Source organism: Actinomadura fulvescens (assembly GCF_039533225.1).
In the GTDB taxonomy this organism is placed as follows: domain Bacteria; phylum Actinomycetota; class Actinomycetes; order Streptosporangiales; family Streptosporangiaceae; genus Spirillospora; species Spirillospora fulvescens.
In genome coordinates, this window is record NZ_BAAATD010000006.1 from 549684 (window position 1) to 568681 (window position 18998).

At 71.9% G+C, this 18998-nt stretch carries 9 protein-coding genes; 5 read left to right on the forward strand and 4 right to left on the reverse strand.

The window, feature by feature from the left end:
* Positions 1-153 precede the first annotated feature (153 nt).
* Positions 154-1485: a sensor histidine kinase gene (locus tag ABD333_RS24895; protein ID WP_344544629.1), complete on the reverse strand. Its 1332-nt coding sequence runs from the start codon at positions 1483-1485 to the stop codon at positions 154-156.
* Positions 1486-1704: 219 nt separating this feature from the next.
* Between ABD333_RS24895 and ABD333_RS24900 the strand changes: the two genes are divergently transcribed.
* The 3 genes from ABD333_RS24900 to ABD333_RS24910 all read left to right on the forward strand — a co-directional run bounded on the left by ABD333_RS24900 (position 1705) and on the right by ABD333_RS24910 (position 5067).
* Entirely contained in the window at positions 1705-3186 is a 1482-nt protein-coding gene (locus tag ABD333_RS24900; RefSeq protein ID WP_344544630.1) for a glutamate-cysteine ligase family protein, read from the forward strand.
* Positions 3187-3253: 67 nt separating this feature from the next.
* Complete coding sequence (locus ABD333_RS24905) at positions 3254-3988, forward strand: response regulator transcription factor (protein ID WP_344544632.1); 735 nt, start codon at positions 3254-3256, stop codon at positions 3986-3988.
* Positions 3985-5067 carry a HAMP domain-containing sensor histidine kinase gene (locus ABD333_RS24910; protein WP_344544633.1) on the forward strand — a complete coding sequence of 361 codons (1083 nt, stop codon included), beginning with the start codon at positions 3985-3987 and terminating at the stop codon, positions 5065-5067. The genes ABD333_RS24905 and ABD333_RS24910 overlap by 4 nt, the downstream gene beginning before the upstream one ends.
* On the opposite strand, the gene ABD333_RS24915 is transcribed toward ABD333_RS24910, so the two are convergent.
* Positions 5051-6319 (reverse strand): PucR-like N-terminal domain-containing protein, encoded by a 1269-nt coding sequence (locus tag ABD333_RS24915; protein WP_344544635.1) that lies wholly within the window; start codon positions 6317-6319, stop codon positions 5051-5053. The two genes, ABD333_RS24910 and ABD333_RS24915, sit on opposite strands and share 17 nt — an antisense overlap.
* 277 nt (positions 6320-6596) lie before the next feature.
* Between ABD333_RS24915 and qcrB the strand changes: the two genes are divergently transcribed.
* Complete coding sequence (gene qcrB / locus ABD333_RS24920) at positions 6597-8237, forward strand: cytochrome bc1 complex cytochrome b subunit (protein ID WP_344544636.1); 1641 nt, start codon at positions 6597-6599, stop codon at positions 8235-8237.
* Between the two features lie 296 nt (positions 8238-8533).
* Here the strand turns inward: qcrB and ccrA are convergent, their stop codons facing one another.
* Together ccrA and ABD333_RS24930 are read right to left on the reverse strand one after the other, a co-directional pair.
* The gene (gene ccrA, locus ABD333_RS24925; protein WP_344544637.1) at positions 8534-9859 is read right to left on the reverse strand and encodes a crotonyl-CoA carboxylase/reductase; all 1326 of its coding nucleotides are present in this window, start codon (positions 9857-9859) and stop codon (positions 8534-8536) included.
* Between the two features lie 40 nt (positions 9860-9899).
* Complete coding sequence (locus tag ABD333_RS24930) at positions 9900-16613, reverse strand: SDR family NAD(P)-dependent oxidoreductase (RefSeq protein ID WP_344544638.1); 6714 nt, start codon at positions 16611-16613, stop codon at positions 9900-9902.
* Positions 16614-16935: 322 nt separating this feature from the next.
* On the opposite strand from ABD333_RS24930, the gene ABD333_RS24935 reads away from it, so the two are divergent.
* The gene (locus ABD333_RS24935) at positions 16936-18984 is read left to right on the forward strand and encodes an MFS transporter (RefSeq protein ID WP_344544640.1); all 2049 of its coding nucleotides are present in this window, start codon (positions 16936-16938) and stop codon (positions 18982-18984) included.
* Positions 18985-18998 lie beyond the last annotated feature (14 nt).

Consider the following 18998-nt stretch of genomic DNA (forward strand, 5'->3'; position numbering starts at 1 on the left):
GGCTTGGGGAATCGAGTTCAACGTTCCGCTGAAGGGCGACAAGGCCCTGCTCGGCGACAAGGTCGACATCCAGCTTGAGATCCAGGCTGTGCGCGCCTGACCGGCGCCTTTTCGAAAGGGCCGTCCACACCCTGTGGACGGCCCTTCGCGCTGTCAGCCGAGGGGCAGCCGGAGCACGAAGCGCGCGCCGCGCGCGGAGTCTTCGAGGTCCAGCACGCCGCCGTGGGCCTGCGCGATCTCCCGCGCGATGGCGAGGCCGAGGCCGGTGCCGCCGGCACCCCGGCTGCGCGCGCTGTCGAGCCGGGTGAAACGTTCGAAGACGCGCTCCCGGTCGCGAGGGTCGATCCCGGCGCCGTCGTCGGTGACCCGGAGGATCGCCTGGGACTCCTCGGTGAACACCTCGATCTCGACGCGTTCGTCGGCGTAGCGCTCGGCGTTGTCGAGGAGGTTGCCCAGAAGCCGGACGAGCTGCATGCGCACGCCGCGCACGGTCGCGTCAGGGTCCATGCGCGTGCAGGACAGCAGGCTCGATCCGCGCTGGCGGACCTCGGCGCCCACCAGGGCGGCCAGGTCGATCTCCTCCTGGGCGGTGAGGCCGCCGGTCCCGATGCGGGCGAGGAGCAGGAGGTCGGTGACGATCGACTCCAGCCGGTCGGTGTCGCGCAGCGCCGAGCGGACCGTGTCGTTCAGGTCGGTGTCGTCGGGGTGCATCGCGGCGTCCTCAAGGTTGGCGCGCAGGCCCGCGATGGGCGTCCGCAGCTCGTGGGACGCGTCCGAGGCGAACTGGCGCTGCCGTTCCACCGCGCGTTCGAGCCGGTCCAGCGTCTGGTTGGCGGTCCGCGCCAGCTCCGCGATCTCGCCCTCGCCGCAGGGTTCGGGTACCCGGCGCGACAGGTCGCTGCCGCTGATCTCGGCGAGCTGGGCGCGGATCGCCTCGACCGGGCGGAGGGTACGGCCCACGACCCGCCAGGTGACCCATGCCACGAGCGCGGACAGGATCAGCACGGCCACGCTGAGCAGCGCTTCGAGGAGGCCCGAGACCATGAACGCGGGCATCGGCTTCGCGGCGTAGACGACCGCCGAGTCGGGCGCGGTCGTCAGCCGGATGGCCTCGATCGTCTCGCAGCCGTCGTCGTCGCACTCGACCCAGTCCTGGACGCGCTCGTGGGCGGGCGGCCACCGCGTGCTGAGCGGCGGCCGGCCCGCGGCGGCCGGAGTCGAGTTCCGCACCCGGCCGCCCGGGGCGACGAGCTGGATCAGGATGCGGCCACCGGAGTCGTCGGGTATCGGGCTGGTCAGCGTGCCGTCACGTTCGCCGGCGCTGGCACGGCGGGCGGCGAGCTGCGTCTCCTGGAGGATGCGCGCCTTCGTGCCGTTCCGGATGCCGAGGTCGAGCGCGACCGCGACGCCGCCGAACACCAGTACCGCGAGCACGGCTGCGACAAGGGTGTCGCGCGCTCTGATCGACCGAGGCCGCAGCCGCATCCATCCCCCTGCTCCGCGCACGTGTCCTCGGCGTTGGTGCCCGCGGGACGCCCTCGCCAATCACAGAGTGTCACGAACGCTGGTCCCCCGCCTGGAGCCCGACACAAGGTACCCGTCGGTATCAGTCTCGGGCCGACCGTAAAGAGGCCTTGGGTTTCACCTGCCCCCAGGCGGGACATCCGTTTCGTAGTAGTTCATCCGGATCGTAGGGGACGGACCATGGGCAGGGATGTATCGGCCGTCGCCATCAGCGGTGAGGACCGGCGGCGCTATCGCGACAAGGTGCGGCGCTGTCTGGACGTTCTGGCCCGAATGCTGAGCGAGTCGCAGTTCGACTTCGAGCGGCCGCACATCGGGCTGGAGATCGAGCTCAACCTGGTGGACGGGTTGGGCGACCCGCTGATGCGCAACGACGACGTGCTGAAGGCCATCGCGGACCCGGCCTGGGCCACCGAGCTCGGCCAGTTCAACCTGGAGATCAACATCCCGCCCCGGGAACTGGGCGGGGAGGGCACCGACGAACTGGAGGCCGAGGTCCGCGGCTACCTCAACCACGCCGACGGCGCGGCCCGCGAGTTCGGCGCGTCGCTGGCGATGATCGGCATCCTGCCGACCCTGCGCCGTTCGGACATCGGCGAGGAGACGCTCTCGTCGAACGCGCGCTACAAGCTTCTCAACGAGCAGATCTTCGCGGCCCGGGGCGAGGAACTGCACATCGACGTCGAGGGTCCCGAGCCGTTGAGCATGCACGCCGACAACATCACGCCCGAGGCCGCGTGCACCAGCGTGCAGTTCCACCTCCAGGTCAGCCCCGACGAGTTCGGTGCGCACTGGAACGCCGCGCAGGCCATCGCCGGCCCCCAGGTGGCGATGGCGGCCAACTCCCCGTTCCTCTTCGGGCACCGGCTCTGGCACGAGACGCGGATCACGCTGTTCGAGCAGGCCACCGACACCCGTCCGGACGAGCTCAAGGCCCAGGGGGTGCGCCCCCGGGTGTGGTTCGGCGAACGCTGGATCACCTCGGTCTTCGATCTCTTCGAGGAGAACGCCCGCTACTTCCCCGCGCTGCTGCCGCTGTGCGACGACGAGGACCCCCTGGAGACGCTGCGGCAGGGCGGCATCCCGGAGCTGGGCGAGCTCTCGCTGCACAACGGCACGGTCTACCGCTGGAACCGTCCCATCTACGCCGTGGTGAACGGCCGTCCCCACCTGCGCGTCGAGAACCGCGTGCTCCCGGCCGGGCCCACGGTGTCCGACATCGTGGCCAACGGCGCGTTCTACTACGGCGTGCTGCGCATGCTCGCCGAGGAGGAACGGCCCGTGTGGAGCCGGATGTCGTTCGCGACCGCGGCCGACAACCTGCACCGCGCGGCCCGCGAGGGGATGGAGGCGACCCTCTACTGGCCCGGCCTGGGCGACGTGCCCGCCTCGGAGCTGGTGCTCCGGCGCCTGCTGCCGCTGGCGTACGAGGGCCTGGACCGGTGGGGCGTCGAACCGTCCCGCCGCGACCGCCTCCTCGGCATCATCGAGCGACGCTGCGTCACCGGCCGCACGGGTGCCTCCTGGCAGATCGAGACCGTGCAGGCGATCGAGGACTCGTTCGGCACGGAACGGCACGAGGCCCTGCGTTTGATGACCCGCGGCTACATCGACCGCATGAACAGCAACGAGCCCGTCCACACCTGGACCCCCGGCCCCTGAGGGCGCCTTCACAAATTCGCCACAATTCAATCCCAGACCACTCACATCACCCGCCTAAAGTCGGGCCGTGACAGAGAACGCGCAGCCCGGAAGCAAACAGCGCATCCTGGTCGTGGAGGACGAACCGACCATCGCGCGGGCGGTGGCCGACCGGCTGGCCGCCGAGGGGTTCGCGGTGGAGACCGCCGGCGACGGCCCGTCGGCGGTCGAGCGGGCCCGGTCGTACGGGCCGGACCTGATCGTGCTCGACCTGATGCTGCCCGGCTTCGACGGCCTGGAGGTCTGCCGCCGCGTGCAGGCCGAGCGGAGCGTCCCGGTCCTGATGCTGACCGCCCGCGACGACGAGACCGACCTGCTCGTGGGCCTCGGCGTCGGCGCCGACGACTACATCACCAAGCCGTTCAGCATGCGCGAGCTGGTCGCCCGGGTGCGGACGGTGCTGCGGCGGTTCGAACGGGCCGAGCCGTCCGCCGCGCCCGGCCCCGGTCCCGGCACGGCCGAGCCGTCCGGCGCGCCGCTGCGCCTCGGACCGCTGGAGATCGACCAGCGGGCGCGCCGCGTCCGGCGTGACGGCCGGGAGGTGCACCTGACGCCGACCGAGTACGAGCTGCTCGGCTGCCTGGCCCGCCACCCCGGCACCGTCCTCACCCGGGCGCTGCTCCTCGAACAGGTGTGGGACTGGGCCGACGCGTCCGGCACCCGCGCCGTGGACAGCCATATCAAGGCCCTGCGCCGCAAGCTGGGCGCCGACCTGATCCGCACGGTGCACGGCGTCGGCTACTCGTTCGAGGTGCCCGCGTGAGGGTGCGGTCGAGCGGCGGCGTGCGGTCGAGCGGCGGCGTGCGGTTCCTCCACAGGCTGTGGGCGCGGCTGCCCCGCCCGCTCGACCCGCTGCGCTCGATCAAGGTCAAGTTCGGGATCGTCACCGTGGTGACCGCCTGCGTCGCGGTCCTCATCGTGCTCTGGGGGCACGTGCTGGGCTTCCGGGCCCGCCAGACCATGCCCGTCGGCATCCTCATCTCGCTCGGGGTGGTGCAGCTGATCGCGCACGGCATGACCGCGCCGCTGCGCGAGATGACCGCCGCCGCCCGCGCCATGGCCCGCGGCGACTACAGCCGCCGGGTCCGTGCCAGCTCCCGCGACGAGGTCGGCGAGCTCGCGCAGGCGTTCAACCGCATGGCCGCCGACCTGGCCGCCGTGGACCGCCAGCGCCGCGAGTTCGTGGCGAACGTGTCGCACGAGCTGCGCACCCCGATCTCCGCGCTGCGCGCCGTGCTGGAGAACGTCGCGGACGGCGTCACCCCGGCGACCCCGGAGGTCCTCGAATCCGCGGTCGAGCAGACCGAACGGCTCGGCCGCCTGGTCACCCAGCTCCTCGACCTGTCGCGCGTGGACGCCGGCGCCGACACCCTCGACCTCGCCGCCCTCGATGTGTCCGCGTTCGTCACCGAGGCGACCGCCGCGTACGCCGGCGCCCGCCTGGACATCGACGTCGCTCCCGGCCTCGCGGCCGTGGCGGACCGGGACCGCCTGCACCAGGTGCTGGCCAACCTGCTCGACAACGCCGTCCGCCACAGCCCGCCCGGCGGCACCGTCACGGTCACCGCGCGCCCGGGACCGGACGGCGGGCTGACCCTCGACGTCTCCGACGAGGGACCCGGAATCCCGCAGGCCGAACGGTCGCGCGTCTTCGAGCGCTTCAACCGCGGCGCCGCGTCCGACACCGGCGTCGGCACCTCGGGCGGCGGCACCGGCCTCGGCCTGGCCATCGCCCGCTGGGCCGTCGACCTGCACGGCGGGGACATCCGCGTCGTCGACAGCCCGCGCGGCTGCCGCATCCGCGTCCTGATCCCGGGAGCCGCCGTCAGCGACGGAAGCTGACGACCTCCGCCGTGTCGCCCACGGCCTCCTTGGCGGAGGGGATGATCTGCTCGCCGGGACGGTCGCTGAGCAGGGCGCGTGCCCGGAGCACGATCTCCAGGTCGAAGCGGAGGTCGGGGTCGAGCAGCTGGTCGCCGAAGAGCTCTTCGAGCTGGCGGAGCCGGTAGCGGACCGTCTGCGGGTGAACGTGCAGGCGCATGGCGACCTCGTTGGCGTTCCTGCCGGACTGGAGCCAGGCGAGCAGCGTCTCGGCGAGCCGGTCCTGCTGGCTGGAGCGCAGGTGCGACAGCGGGGACAGGCGCAGCCGGGCCAGCGAGGTGATCAGCTCCTCGTCCTGGAAGAGGATCAGCGTGGACATGTGCTCGACGCTGCGGATCACGCCCGTGGTCGCCTCGATGACGCCGCGTTCGGCGAGGCCGAGGGTCTTGCGGGCCCATTCGATCGACCGCGCGGCCTCGTTCAGCGGCACGGTCGGGCCCACCACGGCCAGCGAGCCGCTCAGGGCACGGTCCACCAGCTTGGCGCGGCCCGGCCCGTCGGGATCGGGGATGATCAGGCTCGGGGTGCGGCGGGTGAGGTCGGACAGGATGTCGGGCGGGAACGCCGTCGGCTGGCGGGTCTCCTGGGCGAGGGCGACGGCGGCGACCGTACGGGGGATCGGCCAGTGGGCGGCGGCGGCGAGATCGGCGATGGCCTCGGGAGCGGCGGGCGGGTCGGCGAACAGCAGATCGAGCAGGCGCTTGCGGCGGCGCTGCATCTCTCCGGCCACGGCGGCCCTGGCCTGCGCGTACCCCTCGGCGGCCGCGGCGGCAAGCTCGTCCTGGAACAACATCAGCGCCTCGCCGACGGCGCCCAGCGTCCGGGCGGGGACCTCCAGGATGGCGGCGCCCTCGGCCATGCGGCGCCAGGCCACCATGCCGCCCACGCGCATCGCGGTCTGCACGGCGTCCAGGCTGCGGCCCTCCCCGGCCTCGCCGCGTCCGATGGCCCGGAAGAAGTCGATCACCGAGGACTCCGGGTCCCGGGGATCGGCGACCCGTTCGACGAAGTAGTGCAGGACCCGCTCGACGGCGAGCCGGAGTGTGCTGGAGTACGGGCCGTCCCCAGGCCGGTCGTACTCCCGTACGCGCGCCTGGATCTCCTGGATCATGTCGTCCGCCACCTCGTCGAGGTGCGGCCGCATGTGGTCCGCCAGTTCCCGGGGCAGGTCCGTCCAGGGCCTGCTGCCGGCCTCGGCACCGTCGTCCGTCACGTGCGCCTCCCCACCGTTCGCTCCCCCGCGTACAGCGCCGGACACAAGGGGTAATTGATTACTTATCTGCTCCACGTGGTGAAAATCATGACCGTTTGCTCACTTGGGCGCAAAGTCTAGGTCGCACTCCGACCGGATTCGGCCGGACCGGACCACCCAACGTCGCAAACTGGACCTCTAGCCCCATCTTCGCTCTAGTGCGACATTGGTAATCGGCAAGACGAACGACCAACGCGGTAGGTGGTCGGTTTCGGACCACCGGTGCAGGAGGTCCGCAGTGCCCACGCCTTCGCGACCCCCCAAGGCCCTGGCGGCGACCGGCCGCGCGGTCGACGAGCGGTTCGGCGGCGGGCCGTTCGCCCGCAAGGCCCTGCGCAAGGCCTTCCCCGACCACTGGAGCTTCCTGCTCGGCGAGATCGCGCTGTACTCGTTCGTGATCATCTTGCTCACCGGGGTCTTCCTGACCCTGTTCTTCAAGCCGAGCATGACCGAGGTCGTCTACGACGGGTCGTACCAGCCGCTGCGCGGGGTGCGGATGAGCGAGGCGTACGCCTCGACGCTGCACATCACGTTCGACGTGCGGGGCGGGCTGCTCGTCCGGCAGATCCACCACTGGTCGACGATCCTGTTCATGGCGGCGATCGTCGTGCACCTGCTGCGCAACTTCTTCACCGGCGCGTTCCGCAAGCCCCGCGAGCTCAACTGGATCATCGGGATCGTGCTGTTCATGCTCGTCATGGTGAACGGCCTGTTCGGCTACTCGCTGCCCGACGACCTGCTCTCCGGCACCGGCATCCGGATTCTGGAGGGGGTGATCCTGGCGATCCCGGTGGTCGGCACGTACCTGCTGATGTTCCTGTTCGGCGGGGAGTTCCCGGGCGACCTGATCATCCCCCGGCTGTACGTCATCCACATCCTGTTGATACCGGGAATCCTGCTCGCCCTGATCCCGCTGCACGCCGTCGTGCTGACCTGGCGGCAGACGCACACGCAGTTCCCGGGCAAGGGCAGCACCAACCGCACCGTCCAGGGCGGCCCGTTCTTCCCGATGTTCATCGCCAAGACCACGGCGTTCTTCCTGTGGGTCCTCGGCGTGACGGTGCTGCTCGCCACGTTCTTCCAGATCAACCCGGTCTGGCTGTTCGGCCCGTACGACCCGGGCGCGATCAGCTCGGGCTCCCAGCCGGACTGGTACATGGGCTGGCTGGAGGGCTCACTGCGGATCATGCCGGCCTGGGAGATCACCGCCTGGGGGCACTCGCTGCCGATGAGCGTGATCGTGCCCGCCCTGGTCGTGCCGGGCGTGCTGTTCACCGGGCTGGCGGTCTACCCGTTCCTGGAACGCTGGGTGACCGGCGATCACCAGATCCACCATCTGCTCGACCGGCCCCGCGACGTGCCCGCCCGCACCGGGATCGGCGTCGCCGGCGTGATCTTCTACGGCGGGCTGTGGGCGGCCGGCGGCAACGACGTGATCGCGGAACGGTTCGAGATCCCGCTGTTCTGGACGACGTGGTTCTTCCGCGTGCTGGTGATCGTCGGACCGGTGCTGGGATACGTCATCGCCTACCGCCTCTGCCTGGGCCTGCAACGCCGCGATCTCGCCCTGGCGGAGCACGGCCTGGAGACCGGCATGATCCAGCTGCGCCCGCACGGCGAGTACATCGAGGTCGAACGCCACCTGACCCCGGACGAGATCCCCGAGATCGTCGACCCCCGCCCACGCCCCGCCCTGCCGCTAGGACGCCCGGAACGCGCGGGCGTCGAGTCCCCCGAGCTCCGGGGCCGCCTAGGCAAGGTCCGCGCGAGGCTCAACCGTCACTTCCTAGCCGACCTGGCCGAACCACCAACCCCCGGCGACGGCCACGACAAAGACGGCACCCACGCCATCACCGAACGCAAAACAATCCGCCCCTGACCCCCGCCCGCAGCTATGGCGGAAACGTCCCCATCCCGGCAACGGCGATGGGCACGACAAAGATCGCGCCCACGCCATCCACCGAACGCGAACAATCCGTCCTTGGAACCGCGGCCGCGCCCAACGGTGCTCAACCCCGCACCGCGAGCGCGCGGCGCTCAGCGGGGAGCGAGCCGAAGGCGAAGCTCCCCGCGAAGATCGCGAAGCGATGTCGCGCTCGCCGCTTTTGCGGTTTGACCCCCGAGCCGCCAGGCGAGGGGGTCAAAGCCGCGAAAGCCAAAAAAACACCCCGCCGCTTAGACGCTCCGACGGTAGAGGTGGAACTTCTCTTCGCCGATGCGCTCGCGCATCGCGGGGTCGTCCACGCCCTGGCCCTCGGCCGTCGCGCCGCAGAGGACGGCGACCTTGCCGATGTGCTGGTTGGTCTGCACCGCGCGGGTGGCGTCGCCCGCGCCGTCGAGCGGGAAGACCTTCGACAGCGTCGGGTGGATCATGCCGAGGCTGATCAGACGGTTGACCTCGACGGCCTCGTGGTAGTTGAAGCCGTGCGAGCCGATGATGCTCTTGAGGCGCATCCACAGGAAGCGGTTGTCGTACTCGTGCTTGTAGCCCGTGGAGGAGCCGCAGGTGACGATCTTGCCGCCGCGCTTGGCGACGTAGACCGAGGCGCCGAAGGTCTCGCGGCCCAGGTACTCGAAGACGATGCCCGGGTCCTCGCCGACCAGGCGGCGGATGGCCTCGCCGAGGACGCGGCCGGCCTTGGGGTGGCGCAGGCCCTGCTCCCCGAGGTTCAGCTCGTTGCGGTTGATGACGTGGTCACAGCCCTGCGACCGGACGATCTCGGCCTTCTCCTCGGAGGAGACGACCGCGACCGGGATGCCGCCGCCGTTCTTGACCAGCTGGGTGGCGAACGAGCCGAGGCCGCCGGTCGCGCCCCAGATCAGCACGACGTCGCCCTGCTTCATCCGCGCGCCGTGCCTGCCGACCAGCATGCGGTACGCGGTACCCGCGCACAGCGTGTTTGAGGCCGCCTCCTCCCAGGTCAGGTGCCGCGGCTTGCGGATGAGCTGGTTGGCCTTGACGATGCAGTACTCGCCGAGCGAGCCGAAGTTGGTCTCGAAGCCCCAGGCCAGCTGCGTCTCGCTCATCATGCCGTCGTCGTAGGAGCCGTGGTCCTCCTCGTCCACGTACGAGGGCGACAGGACGACGCGGTCGCCGACCTTCCAGCTCTTCACGCCGTCACCGGTGCGGACGACGACGCCCGAGCCGTCGGAACCGAGGATGTGGTACGGGAGGTCGTGCCGCGCCCCGTACCAGCCCTGGCGCCCGAACTTCTCCAGGAACGCGAACGTCGGCACCGGCTCGAAGATCGCCGACCAGACCGTGTTGAAGTTGATCGCGGCCGACATGACCGCCACCACGACCTCGTCGGGGGCCAGTTCGGGCATGTCGACCTCGCCGACGTGCAGGGAGCGGCGCACGTCCTTGTCGGTCTGCCCTTCGAAGATGCCCACCTCGTCCTTGAGGGTGAAGGCGGCGCGGAAACGGGTGGGCAGTTCGCAGTCCAGCAGCTCCTTCTCGGACGCGCCGGACCGTACGGCTTCGAGCAGGGGGTCGGACATCGATCTCCTCCGTTGAGGCGGGGTCGGGGAAGCGGCCCGGTCAGGGCGCCGGTGAGTCGGACACGGAGAGGCCGGCCTCGAACGCGCCCCCGGCCTCCGTGACGTCCTGTGACGCGCGCGGGTCGCGTGCGCCGTTCACGCCGTTCAGCTCGGGCCGGGCGCCGTTCGTCCCGTCACGGGTGCCGTTCACCCCGTGGCGGATGCGGGCGGGCCGGTCCTCGCTCGCGGCGAGCTGTTCCTCCAGGTGGGCGGCCAGTACCTCCACACCGGGCGGGTCGAGCAGGTTCAGGTGATGCGCGCCGGGGATCGTGACCTTCTCCAGGGCGCCGCAGATCTCCCCGAAACCATTCATTCCGTCGAGCACGTACCGCGCGTCCCGGACCGCCCACGGAGTCTCCTCCGGGGCGTAGTAGAGGATCACACGGCCGTCGTAGGGCCGCGGCTCGTAGGCCTCCAGCGACCGGGTGTCCTGGTGCGAGGTCAGCTGGTGGTGCAGCGCCGCCGGCGGGATCAGGTCGGCCAGGGCGGCGGCCCGTTCCATGACCAGCGCGAACTGCGCGTCCTCGGTGAGCCCGGACAGCTCCTCGTAGGTCAGGTCCACGTTCAGCTCGTAGGTCTCGTTGATGTAGTCGGTGAACGCGGCGAACCGGCGGGCCAGCGTGTCGGACTCGTCCTCCACCGGCAGCGGCAGCCCGGCGTCGAACAGCGCGACGAACTCGACCTCGCGGCCGGCGGCGGTGAGCTGCCGGGCGGTCTCGTAGGCCAGCACGCCGCCGAACGACCAGCCGCCGAGCCGGAACCCGCCCTCGGGCTGGACCTCCAGCAGGCGCTCGACGTACCGGGCGGCCCGTTCCTCCACCGAGGGCGCGTCGTCGAACCGCTCCAGCCCGTACACCGGCTGGTCCGGCCCGAGCAGGTCGATCAGCTGCCGGTAGCAGGCGGTGGTGCCGCCCGCCGGATGCGCGATGAAGATCGGACGGCGGGTGCCGGTCGTCTTGAGCGGCCGGACGGTCTGCCGGGCGGCCTCCTCGTCGGCCGCCCGCAGGTATTCGGCGATGTGCTCGGCCGTCGGCGTGGCGAACAGCTCGCCCCGCGCGACCTCCCCGCCGAGCTCCGCGGCGACCTGGACGACGACCTCGTCGGCCTGCTGTTCGGTGCCGCTCAGGTCGGCGAAGAAGTCGGCGGTCACGCTGACCCGGTCGAGTCCGAGCACGTCCTCGATGATCCGCACGGCCAGCCGCTCGGCGGCGTCGCGGGCCATCACGTACCCGGCCTCGGCGTTGGACACGGCGCTCGCGCCCGCCGACGGCGCGGGCGCGCCGGAGAGCCCGAGCTCCTCGGCCGCCCATTCCTCGAACACGTTGACGCTGGCGCCCTTGAGCAGCACCGCCGCCGGGACCGTGAGCCCGAGGTCGTGCTCGACACCGCTCTTGATCCGGACCGCCACGAGCGAGTCCAGGCCGAGGTCGGTGAGCGGCACCGCCGGGTCGAGCCGTTCGGCGTCGAAGCCGAGGACCGTGGCGATGCGCCGGCGGATCTGGGCGGCGACGCGCTGCCGGGCGGCGGCGGGCTCCAGTTCCTTGATCGCGTCGATGCCCGGCCAGTCGCCGGCGTCGGCCGTGCCGGCGCCGTCGGCGGCCGCGACGGTGAGCGCGGCGAAGTACGGCATCTTGGTGATCTCGGGGAACAGGCCCACGGCCGTGGCCGGGTCGAACCGCAGCACCCCGGTGGCCGCGCGTCCGTCGGCCAGCAGCGCCTCCAGCGCCTCGGTCCCCTCGTCCGGGCTGATCGGCTCGATGACCGTCACCTGGAGGTCGGCGGCGCCGCCGACCCGCGACCAGGTACCCCAGTTGATCGTGGTGCCGGGGCGGCCGTGCGCGCGGCGGTACGCGACGAGCGCGTCGATAGCGGCGTTGGCGGCGGCGTAGGCGGCCTGGCCGGGCGAGCCCAGCAGCGCCGCGGCCGACGAGTGCGTCACGAACCAGTCGAGATCGAGGTCCCAGGTCGCCCGGCTGAGCAGCCGCGCGCCCTCGACCTTGGCCGTCCACACCCGGTGCAGGTCCTCGCGGCCGAGGTCGACGATCAGCCGGTCGTCGATGGCGCCGGCGCCGTGGACGACGCCGTACAGCTTCTTGCCGTCCTCCTGGGCGACCCGGACCAGCCGTTCGGCGGTGCCGGGCGCGGCGATGTCGCCGAGCACGACGCCGATGTCGACGCCGCTCTCGCGGAGCCTGGCGATGACCTTCTCGGCTTCGGTGTCCGGCCCGGACCGGCCCGAGAGCACGATCCGCCCGGCGCCGCGCTCGGCCAGCAGGCGGGCGGTCACCAGGCCGATGCCGCCGTAACCGCCGGTGACGATGTACGAGCCGCCGCGCCGCACGATCCGGCGGGCCCTGCGTCCCGTCCCGCGCTCCGCCGTGCCACGACCGGCCGGCTCGCGACCGGCCGTCTCGGTGCCGCCGGTCAGGGCGGCCTGGTCGAGCCGGGCGACGTACCGGACGCCACCACGGTAGGCGACCTCACGGGCCGCGTCGTCGGCGAGGAGCTCCCCGACGAGGTCGGCCGGGCGGTCGACGTCGACGAGGGTGGTCCGGAGCACGGTGCGTTCGAAGCCCAGCACCCGGACGATCGCCCTGATGAAGCCCTGACCGGGCTCTCCGGCCTCGCCCTCGCGCACGGGCAGGGCGTTGCGGGTGGCGATCCAGAGCCGTGTCCCGTCGGGCAGCGCGTTGGCGACGTCGGTGACCGCGAGCACGAGCTCCTCGTCCACCAGATCGGCGGAGGGGACGACGACCACCCCGGCCGGCGGCTCCTCCATCTCCGTCACCGCTGCCGCCGCCACGCTCTCGGCGGCCGCCGAGACCTCGGCGACCGGGTCGGAGCCCAGGACGCGGCGGCTCACGCGGTGGCCCCGCGCGTCGAGGTCGGCGGCGACGGCGGCGGCGAGCGCGTCATCGGCCTCGGCCAGCAGTAGCCAGGTGGCGCCGGTGTGGACCGGCTCGGGCACGCCGGTCTCGTCCCAGACGACCTCGACGAGCTTGTCCGTGAGCGGAACGGGCAGGTCGTGACGTTCCATCCGGCGCAGCACGATGCCGGTGGCGTCCAGCAGGACCGCACCGTCGGGGCCGATGAGCTGGAGCGCGCCGACCGTTCCCTCGTCGCCCTGGACGATCTGGGTCCGGACGTGCCCGCCGCGGTGCGTCGGCCCGTACACCCGCAGGCTGCCCACCGTCTCGGTCAGCCAGACCCCGTCGCCCGCCTCCGCGTAGAGCACGGACAGCGCCCGGTCCAGGACCTCGGGGTGGAGGCGATAGTGCCTGCTTCCGCGTTCGGCCGCCGCGACCTCGGTGGGCGCGCCGGTCAGCGGGACGGCCGGGCCGAGGTGGTCGTCACCGACATCGGCGCTGGCCAGCCGCACCCAGGTGCCCGCGGGCGTCAGCGCGTGGATCTCGACGCGCTGGTCGGTCTCGGCGAAAGTCGTGGTGACGGTCGTCCGCTCGGCGAGCGCGAGCGGGCGCTCTATCCACAGGCTGTTGACACGCACGGAGTCGGTGCCGAACGCCTGGGCGCCCGCCGCGAGGGCCATCTCGGCGAACGCGGCGACCGGCAGGGTGGCGAGCCCGTGGACCCGCGTTCCGCCGAGCCACGGCTGGGCGGCGGTGCCGACGTCGGCGCGCCAGGCGTGCCGGTCCTCGCCGGGCAGCTCGACGTGCGCGCCGAGCAGGGGGTGCTCGTCACGGCCGTTCCCACCGCGCGTGGACGTGCCGGCCCAGTGACGTTCGTGCCGCCAGGGCGACGACGGCACGTCAATCACGGAGCCGCCGGCCGGGGCTCCGACCGGAAGGCCGTTGGCACCGAGGAGCGCGAGCTGCGAGTGGAACGTCAGGACGTCGTCGGTCGGCTGCCCCTTCGGCGCCCGCTTGAGCGAGTGGGCGACCAGCGCTCCCGAGCCGTCCAGGGTCTCGCCGACCGCGTGGGACAGGATCGGGTGGGCGTTGAGCTCGATGAACGTGCGGTAGCCGTCCTCGGCCGCCGCCGTGACCGCGTCGGTGAGGCGGACGGGGTTGCGCAGGTTGCGGGCCCAGTAGGCGGCGTCGAGCCGGGCGCCCTCGGCGTCGATGAGGGCACGGGGGTCGTCGAGGGCGGTCGTGTAGAGCCGGATGCCCTCGGCGAAGGGGACGCCGGGCTCGGTGCCGACATCGGCGAGCAGGTCGCGCAGGTCGTCGAGCAGCGGGTCCACCTGCGGCGAGTGGCCCGCGCCCTCGGCCTGGACCATGCGCGCCAGGCGGCCTTCGGCTTCCGCCCGTTCCACGATGGTGGCGATCTGCCCGGCGTCGCCGGTGACCACCGTCTGCCTGGGCGAGGAGTGCACCGCCGCGTACACCTGGGGAAGATCGTGGCCGAGCCGGGCGACCTCGTCGGCGGACGCGCCGAGCACGGCCATCGCGCCGCCGCCGACGATCCGGGTGAGCAGCCGCGACCGGCGGCAGATCACCTTGACGGCGTCCTCCAGCGTGAGCGCGCCGGCCACGACCGCGGCGGCGATCTCGCCCATCGAGTGACCGAGCACCGCGCCGGGCGTGACCCCGTACGACGTCCACATCCGGGCGAGCCCGATCTGGACCGCGAACAGCGCGGGCATCGTCACGGCGGGCTCGGTGGGCTTCTCCCCCGATTCGAGCAGCGACCACAGCTCGGGGCCGCCCTCCTCCGCGAAGAGCGCGTCGAGATCGTCGATGGCCTCGGCGAACGCGGGCTCCTCCTCCAGGAGTCGCTGCGCCATGCCGGCCCGCTGCGCCCCGTACCCGGAGAAGACCCACACCGGCCTGCCCGGCACGCCGAGCGCGGTACCGGAGACGACGCCGGGGTGCGGGCGGCCCTCGGCCAGCGCCGTGAGCCCCGCCACGAGCCCGGCACGGTCGCGCGCCGACACCCCGGCACGGGATCGGCCGCGTCCGTTGCGGCGGAACAGGGTCTGGGCGACGTCGGCCAGTGCGACGTCCTCGTTCGCCTCCAGCCATTCGGCCAGCACGGCGGCGTGGTCACGGACCCGGTCGTCGGCGGTGTCGGACAAGGTCAGCGTGTGCAGCGCGGCGGGCGCGGCCGTGGACTCCCGGGCCGGACCGGCCGGAGCCGGCGCGGCTTCGAGGATCACGTGCGCGTTGGTGCCGCCGAAGCCGAACCCCGAGACACCGGCACGCGGCGGGCGGCCGCGGCCCGGCCACGGCGTCTCCTCCGCCACCACCGCGAGCCGCAGCTCGTCGAACGGGATGTGCGGGTTCGGCTCCTTGTAGTGGTTGGAGGCCGGGATCGTGCCGTGGTGGAGGGCCAGCACGGTCTTGATCAGCCCCGCGACGCCCGCCGCGGACTCCATGTGCCCGAGGTTGGACTTGGCCGAGCCGAGGAGCAGCGGCGCACCGGCGTCACGGCCGGCGCCGAGCACCTCGCCGAGCGCCTTGGCCTCGATGGGGTCGCCGAGGAACGTGCCGGTGCCGTGCGCCTCGACGTAGTCGACCTCGCGGGTGTCGATGCCCGCCGCCGCGTACACGTCGCGCAGCAGCGTGCGCTGCGCGTCGGAGTTGGGCGCGACCAGCCCGTTGGACCGGCCGTCGGAGTTGACGCCCGAGCCTTTGACCACGGCGAGGACACGATCGCCGTCGCGGACGGCGTCGGACAGGCGCTTGAGGACGAGCGCTCCGCAGCCCTCGGCGCGGACCATGCCGTCGGCGGAGGCGTCGAAGGCCTTGCAGCGGCCGTCCGCCGCCGTGCCGCCCGCCAGGTCGAACGTCATCGTGACGGTCGGCGACAGCAGGAGGTTGACGCCGCCCGCCAGCGCGACGTCGGCCTCGCCGTTGCGCAGCGCCTGGACCGCGAGATGGGTGGAGACCAGCGACGACGAGCACGCGGTGTCGACGATCATGCTGGGGCCGCGCAGGTCGAGCAGGTAGGACAGCCGGTTGGCGATGATGCTGAGCGCGGCGCCGGTGGCGGTGAACGGTTCGAGGGAGGCGAGGTCGGAGGCGGTGAACGCGGCGTACTCCGGCGCCGAGACGCCCACGAACACGCCCGTGCGGCTGCCGCGGAGCGCGGCGGGGCCGATGCCCGCGTGCTCGAACGCCTCCCACGCGACCTCCAGGACGAGGCGCTGCTGGGGGTCCATGACCGCGGCCTCGCGCGGGGTGATGCCGAAGAACTGCGCGTCGAACCCGGCCACGTCGTCCAGGAAGCCGCCGAGGCGCGTGGTCTTGTCGAGCAGGTCGCCGACCTCGGGGGAACCGTCGTCGAAGGCGTCCCAGCGGCCCTCGGGCACCTCGCGGATCGCGTCGCCGCGGCCGGTGAGGAAACGCCAGTAGTCCGCGGGGCCGTTGAGGTCGCGTTCGCCGCCGGGGAACCGGCAGCCGACGCCGATGACGGCGATCGGCTCGTCGTCGCGCCGGACATGGACCGCCGTCTCGGGCGCGGCGGCGGTCGCCGGGCCGCCGCCGGTGAGGGCGACCGACAGCCTGTTGATCGTGGGGTGCTCCCAGACCAGCGTGGCCGGGAGCGCGCGGCCGAGCATCTGTTCGAGCTCACCGGCGATGGCCACGGCGTCGCGGGACGCCAGGCCGAACTCCTCCAGCGGGCGATCGGGGTCGACTTCGTCGGCGGGGATCCGGGAGCGACGCGCGATCTGGTCGATCAGATACCGACGAATCGAATCCTCACTGATCCGCGTCTCGTCCTGCGCGGCTCCGGAACGATCGGTCGTCTGCATGCGTGCGGTTCCCCCAACTGAACCTGGGATCGTTCGAAGCAAGGGGGACCACTTTGTCCTACGGTGACCGTCTCACGATGCGCACCCAGACCACTTTTCTCTCTGGCGACTTGTCACGGTGATGACAAGACCCACTGGTAACAAATGTGGCCTGATGGGATAGTTGGGGCCGCTCGCCCAAGCGGCGGGTCACGTGACCAGACACCAACAAGTCGTAACAATATCCACTCACACCTATGGGGGGAAGCGGCGAGTCCCCGACGGGGTGAACACGCCGCGTGACGCATTGACCCGGGGCCGGTACAGATGGGCGCTGGCGGTCGTGGCCGTCAGCGCATTCATGATCACCATGGACAACACGGTGGTCGCGAACGCGCTGCCCACGATGATGCGCGACCTCGGCATGTCCAACTCCGCCAAGGACTGGGTCGCCACCGGCTACATCCTGATGTTCTCCTGCCTGATGATCGCGGGAGGGCGCCTCACCGACGTCTACGGCTGCCGCCTCACGTTCACCGCGGGCATGGTCGTCTTCACCGCCTCCTCGGCCGTCTGCGGCCTCGCGGGGGACGAGGCGGTCCTGATCCTCGGGCGCATCGTCCAGGGTGCCGGCGCCGCGCTCGCCCTGCCCGCGACCCTGGTCATGGTCACGGTCGGCCGGACGGACAAGCAGCGCTCGGTCGGCACGATCGTCTGGGTCGGCGCGGCCTCCGGCGCCACCGCCCTCGGCCCGGCCATCGGCGGCTTCATCGTCCAGCAGTGGCACTGGGGCTGGATCTTCCTGATCAACATCGTCCCCGGCGTCCTGGTCATCCTGCTCGGCCTCGTCGTCCTGACGTCCAAGGGTGAGAACAAGAACTCCCGCGTCGACCTGCCCGGCGTCCTCATCTCCGCCACCATGCTCTTCGCGCTCGCGTACGGCCTGGAGACCGGGCGCAAGCACGGCTGGACCGACCCCTCGGTGCTCAGCGTCTTCGTCCTGGCGGGCATCGCCCTGGCCTGCTTCGTGGTCGTCGAGACGTGGGCGCCCGACCCGATGATGAACCTGCGGTTCTTCCGCAACCGGGTCTTCGTCGGCGGCCTGCTCTCGCAGATGCTCTGGGGCATCGGCTTCAACGGCATGATCTTCTACTCGGCCACGTTCCTCCAGCGCTACCTGGAGTTCTCGCCACCCGAGGCGGGGCTGGTCATGATGCCCCCGGCCATCGCCATCATGGTCCTCACCCCCGCCGCCTTCTGGCTCGCCGCCAAGCTCGGCCCCCGCCCGATGATCGGCGGCGGCATGGCCGCGATGGCCGTCGGGATGGTCATGTTCTCGGCCCTGCACCGCGGCGACGGCTTCGCCGACCTGATGCCCGGCGTGATGGTCGTCGGCATCGGCTCCGCCCTCTGCATGCCGCTCGCGATGTACGTCCTCAAGGCCGTCCCCGAAGACCAGGCGGGCGTCGCGAGCGGCATCCTCAACGTCATCCGCGAGGTCTCCGGCGCCTTCGGCATCGCGATCGTCGGCATCCTCATCCACGAGGTCCCCCCGGAAGGCGCCGACGCCCACAGCCTCGAAGCCTTCCGCGACGGCACCGCCAACGGCCTCATCCTCGGCGCCACCCTCGTCCTCGTCGGCGGCCTGATCAGCGGCATCACCCTCCCCAGCCGACGCGGCTGGCTCGGCCCCAAACACGGCAAGCAACGCGTCCACTACCCCGAGCCCGACCCGAGCCCCCGCGCCACCACCCCAGACCCGATCCCCGTCCTCACCACCCCCAACGGCCACCCAAACCCACTCCCAGTGGCCCCCCTCCCCGCCCCCACCCCAGAACCCCAGCCCGGCGCAGAGCCGCCGCTCGTGCCAACAGCCCAACCCACGTACGAGCCCCACACCGCACTGGAACCACAGCCCGCGGCTGAGCCCCTCCTAGGGCCACGGGCCGAATCCACGCCTGAGCCACTCACCGCGCTGCCCAATCCAGACACGACCGAGTCCACACCCGAGCCACATCCCACGCTGGAGCCGCAGCCCGGCGTAGAGACTGTCCTCGGGTCGGCGGTCGAATCCACGCTTGAGCCCCTTACCGCGCTGGAGCCGCAGGCTGGTGTGGAGGCGCGGGCAGAGGATGTGCCTGTGGATGAGGCGCACGTTGTGGATGAGTCGGGCGCTGGGGTGCAGCCTCGTTATCCGGCTAAGCCGCGCTACCCGGTACGGCAGGTGGTCGTCGGCGAGCAGGTGGCGGCTTCCGGTGACACGAGCTGGCCGCCGCCACCGCCGGACGGCTGGTACCAGCCGTACGTGCCCGGTGACGCGGTCGAGCCCGGCGAGGCGCGGGAGCACGACGAGGACGCCGCGGGCACACGACCCCGGGGTGACGCCTGGTGACATCGGAAGGGGCA

What these genes read in the sequence shown, in the direction of transcription:
- ABD333_RS24900 (WP_344544630.1), top strand. Translation starts at nt 1,705, where the DNA reads ATGGGCAGGGATGTATCGGCCGTCGCCATCAGCGGTGAGGACCGGCGG.
- ccrA (WP_344544637.1), bottom strand. Translation starts at nt 9,859, where the DNA reads ATGTCCGACCCCCTGCTCGAAGCCGTACGGTCCGGCGCGTCCGAGAAG.
- ABD333_RS24930 (WP_344544638.1), bottom strand. Translation starts at nt 16,613, where the DNA reads ATGCAGACGACCGATCGTTCCGGAGCCGCGCAGGACGAGACGCGGATC.
- ABD333_RS24895 (WP_344544629.1), bottom strand. Translation starts at nt 1,485, where the DNA reads ATGCGGCTGCGGCCTCGGTCGATCAGAGCGCGCGACACCCTTGTCGCA.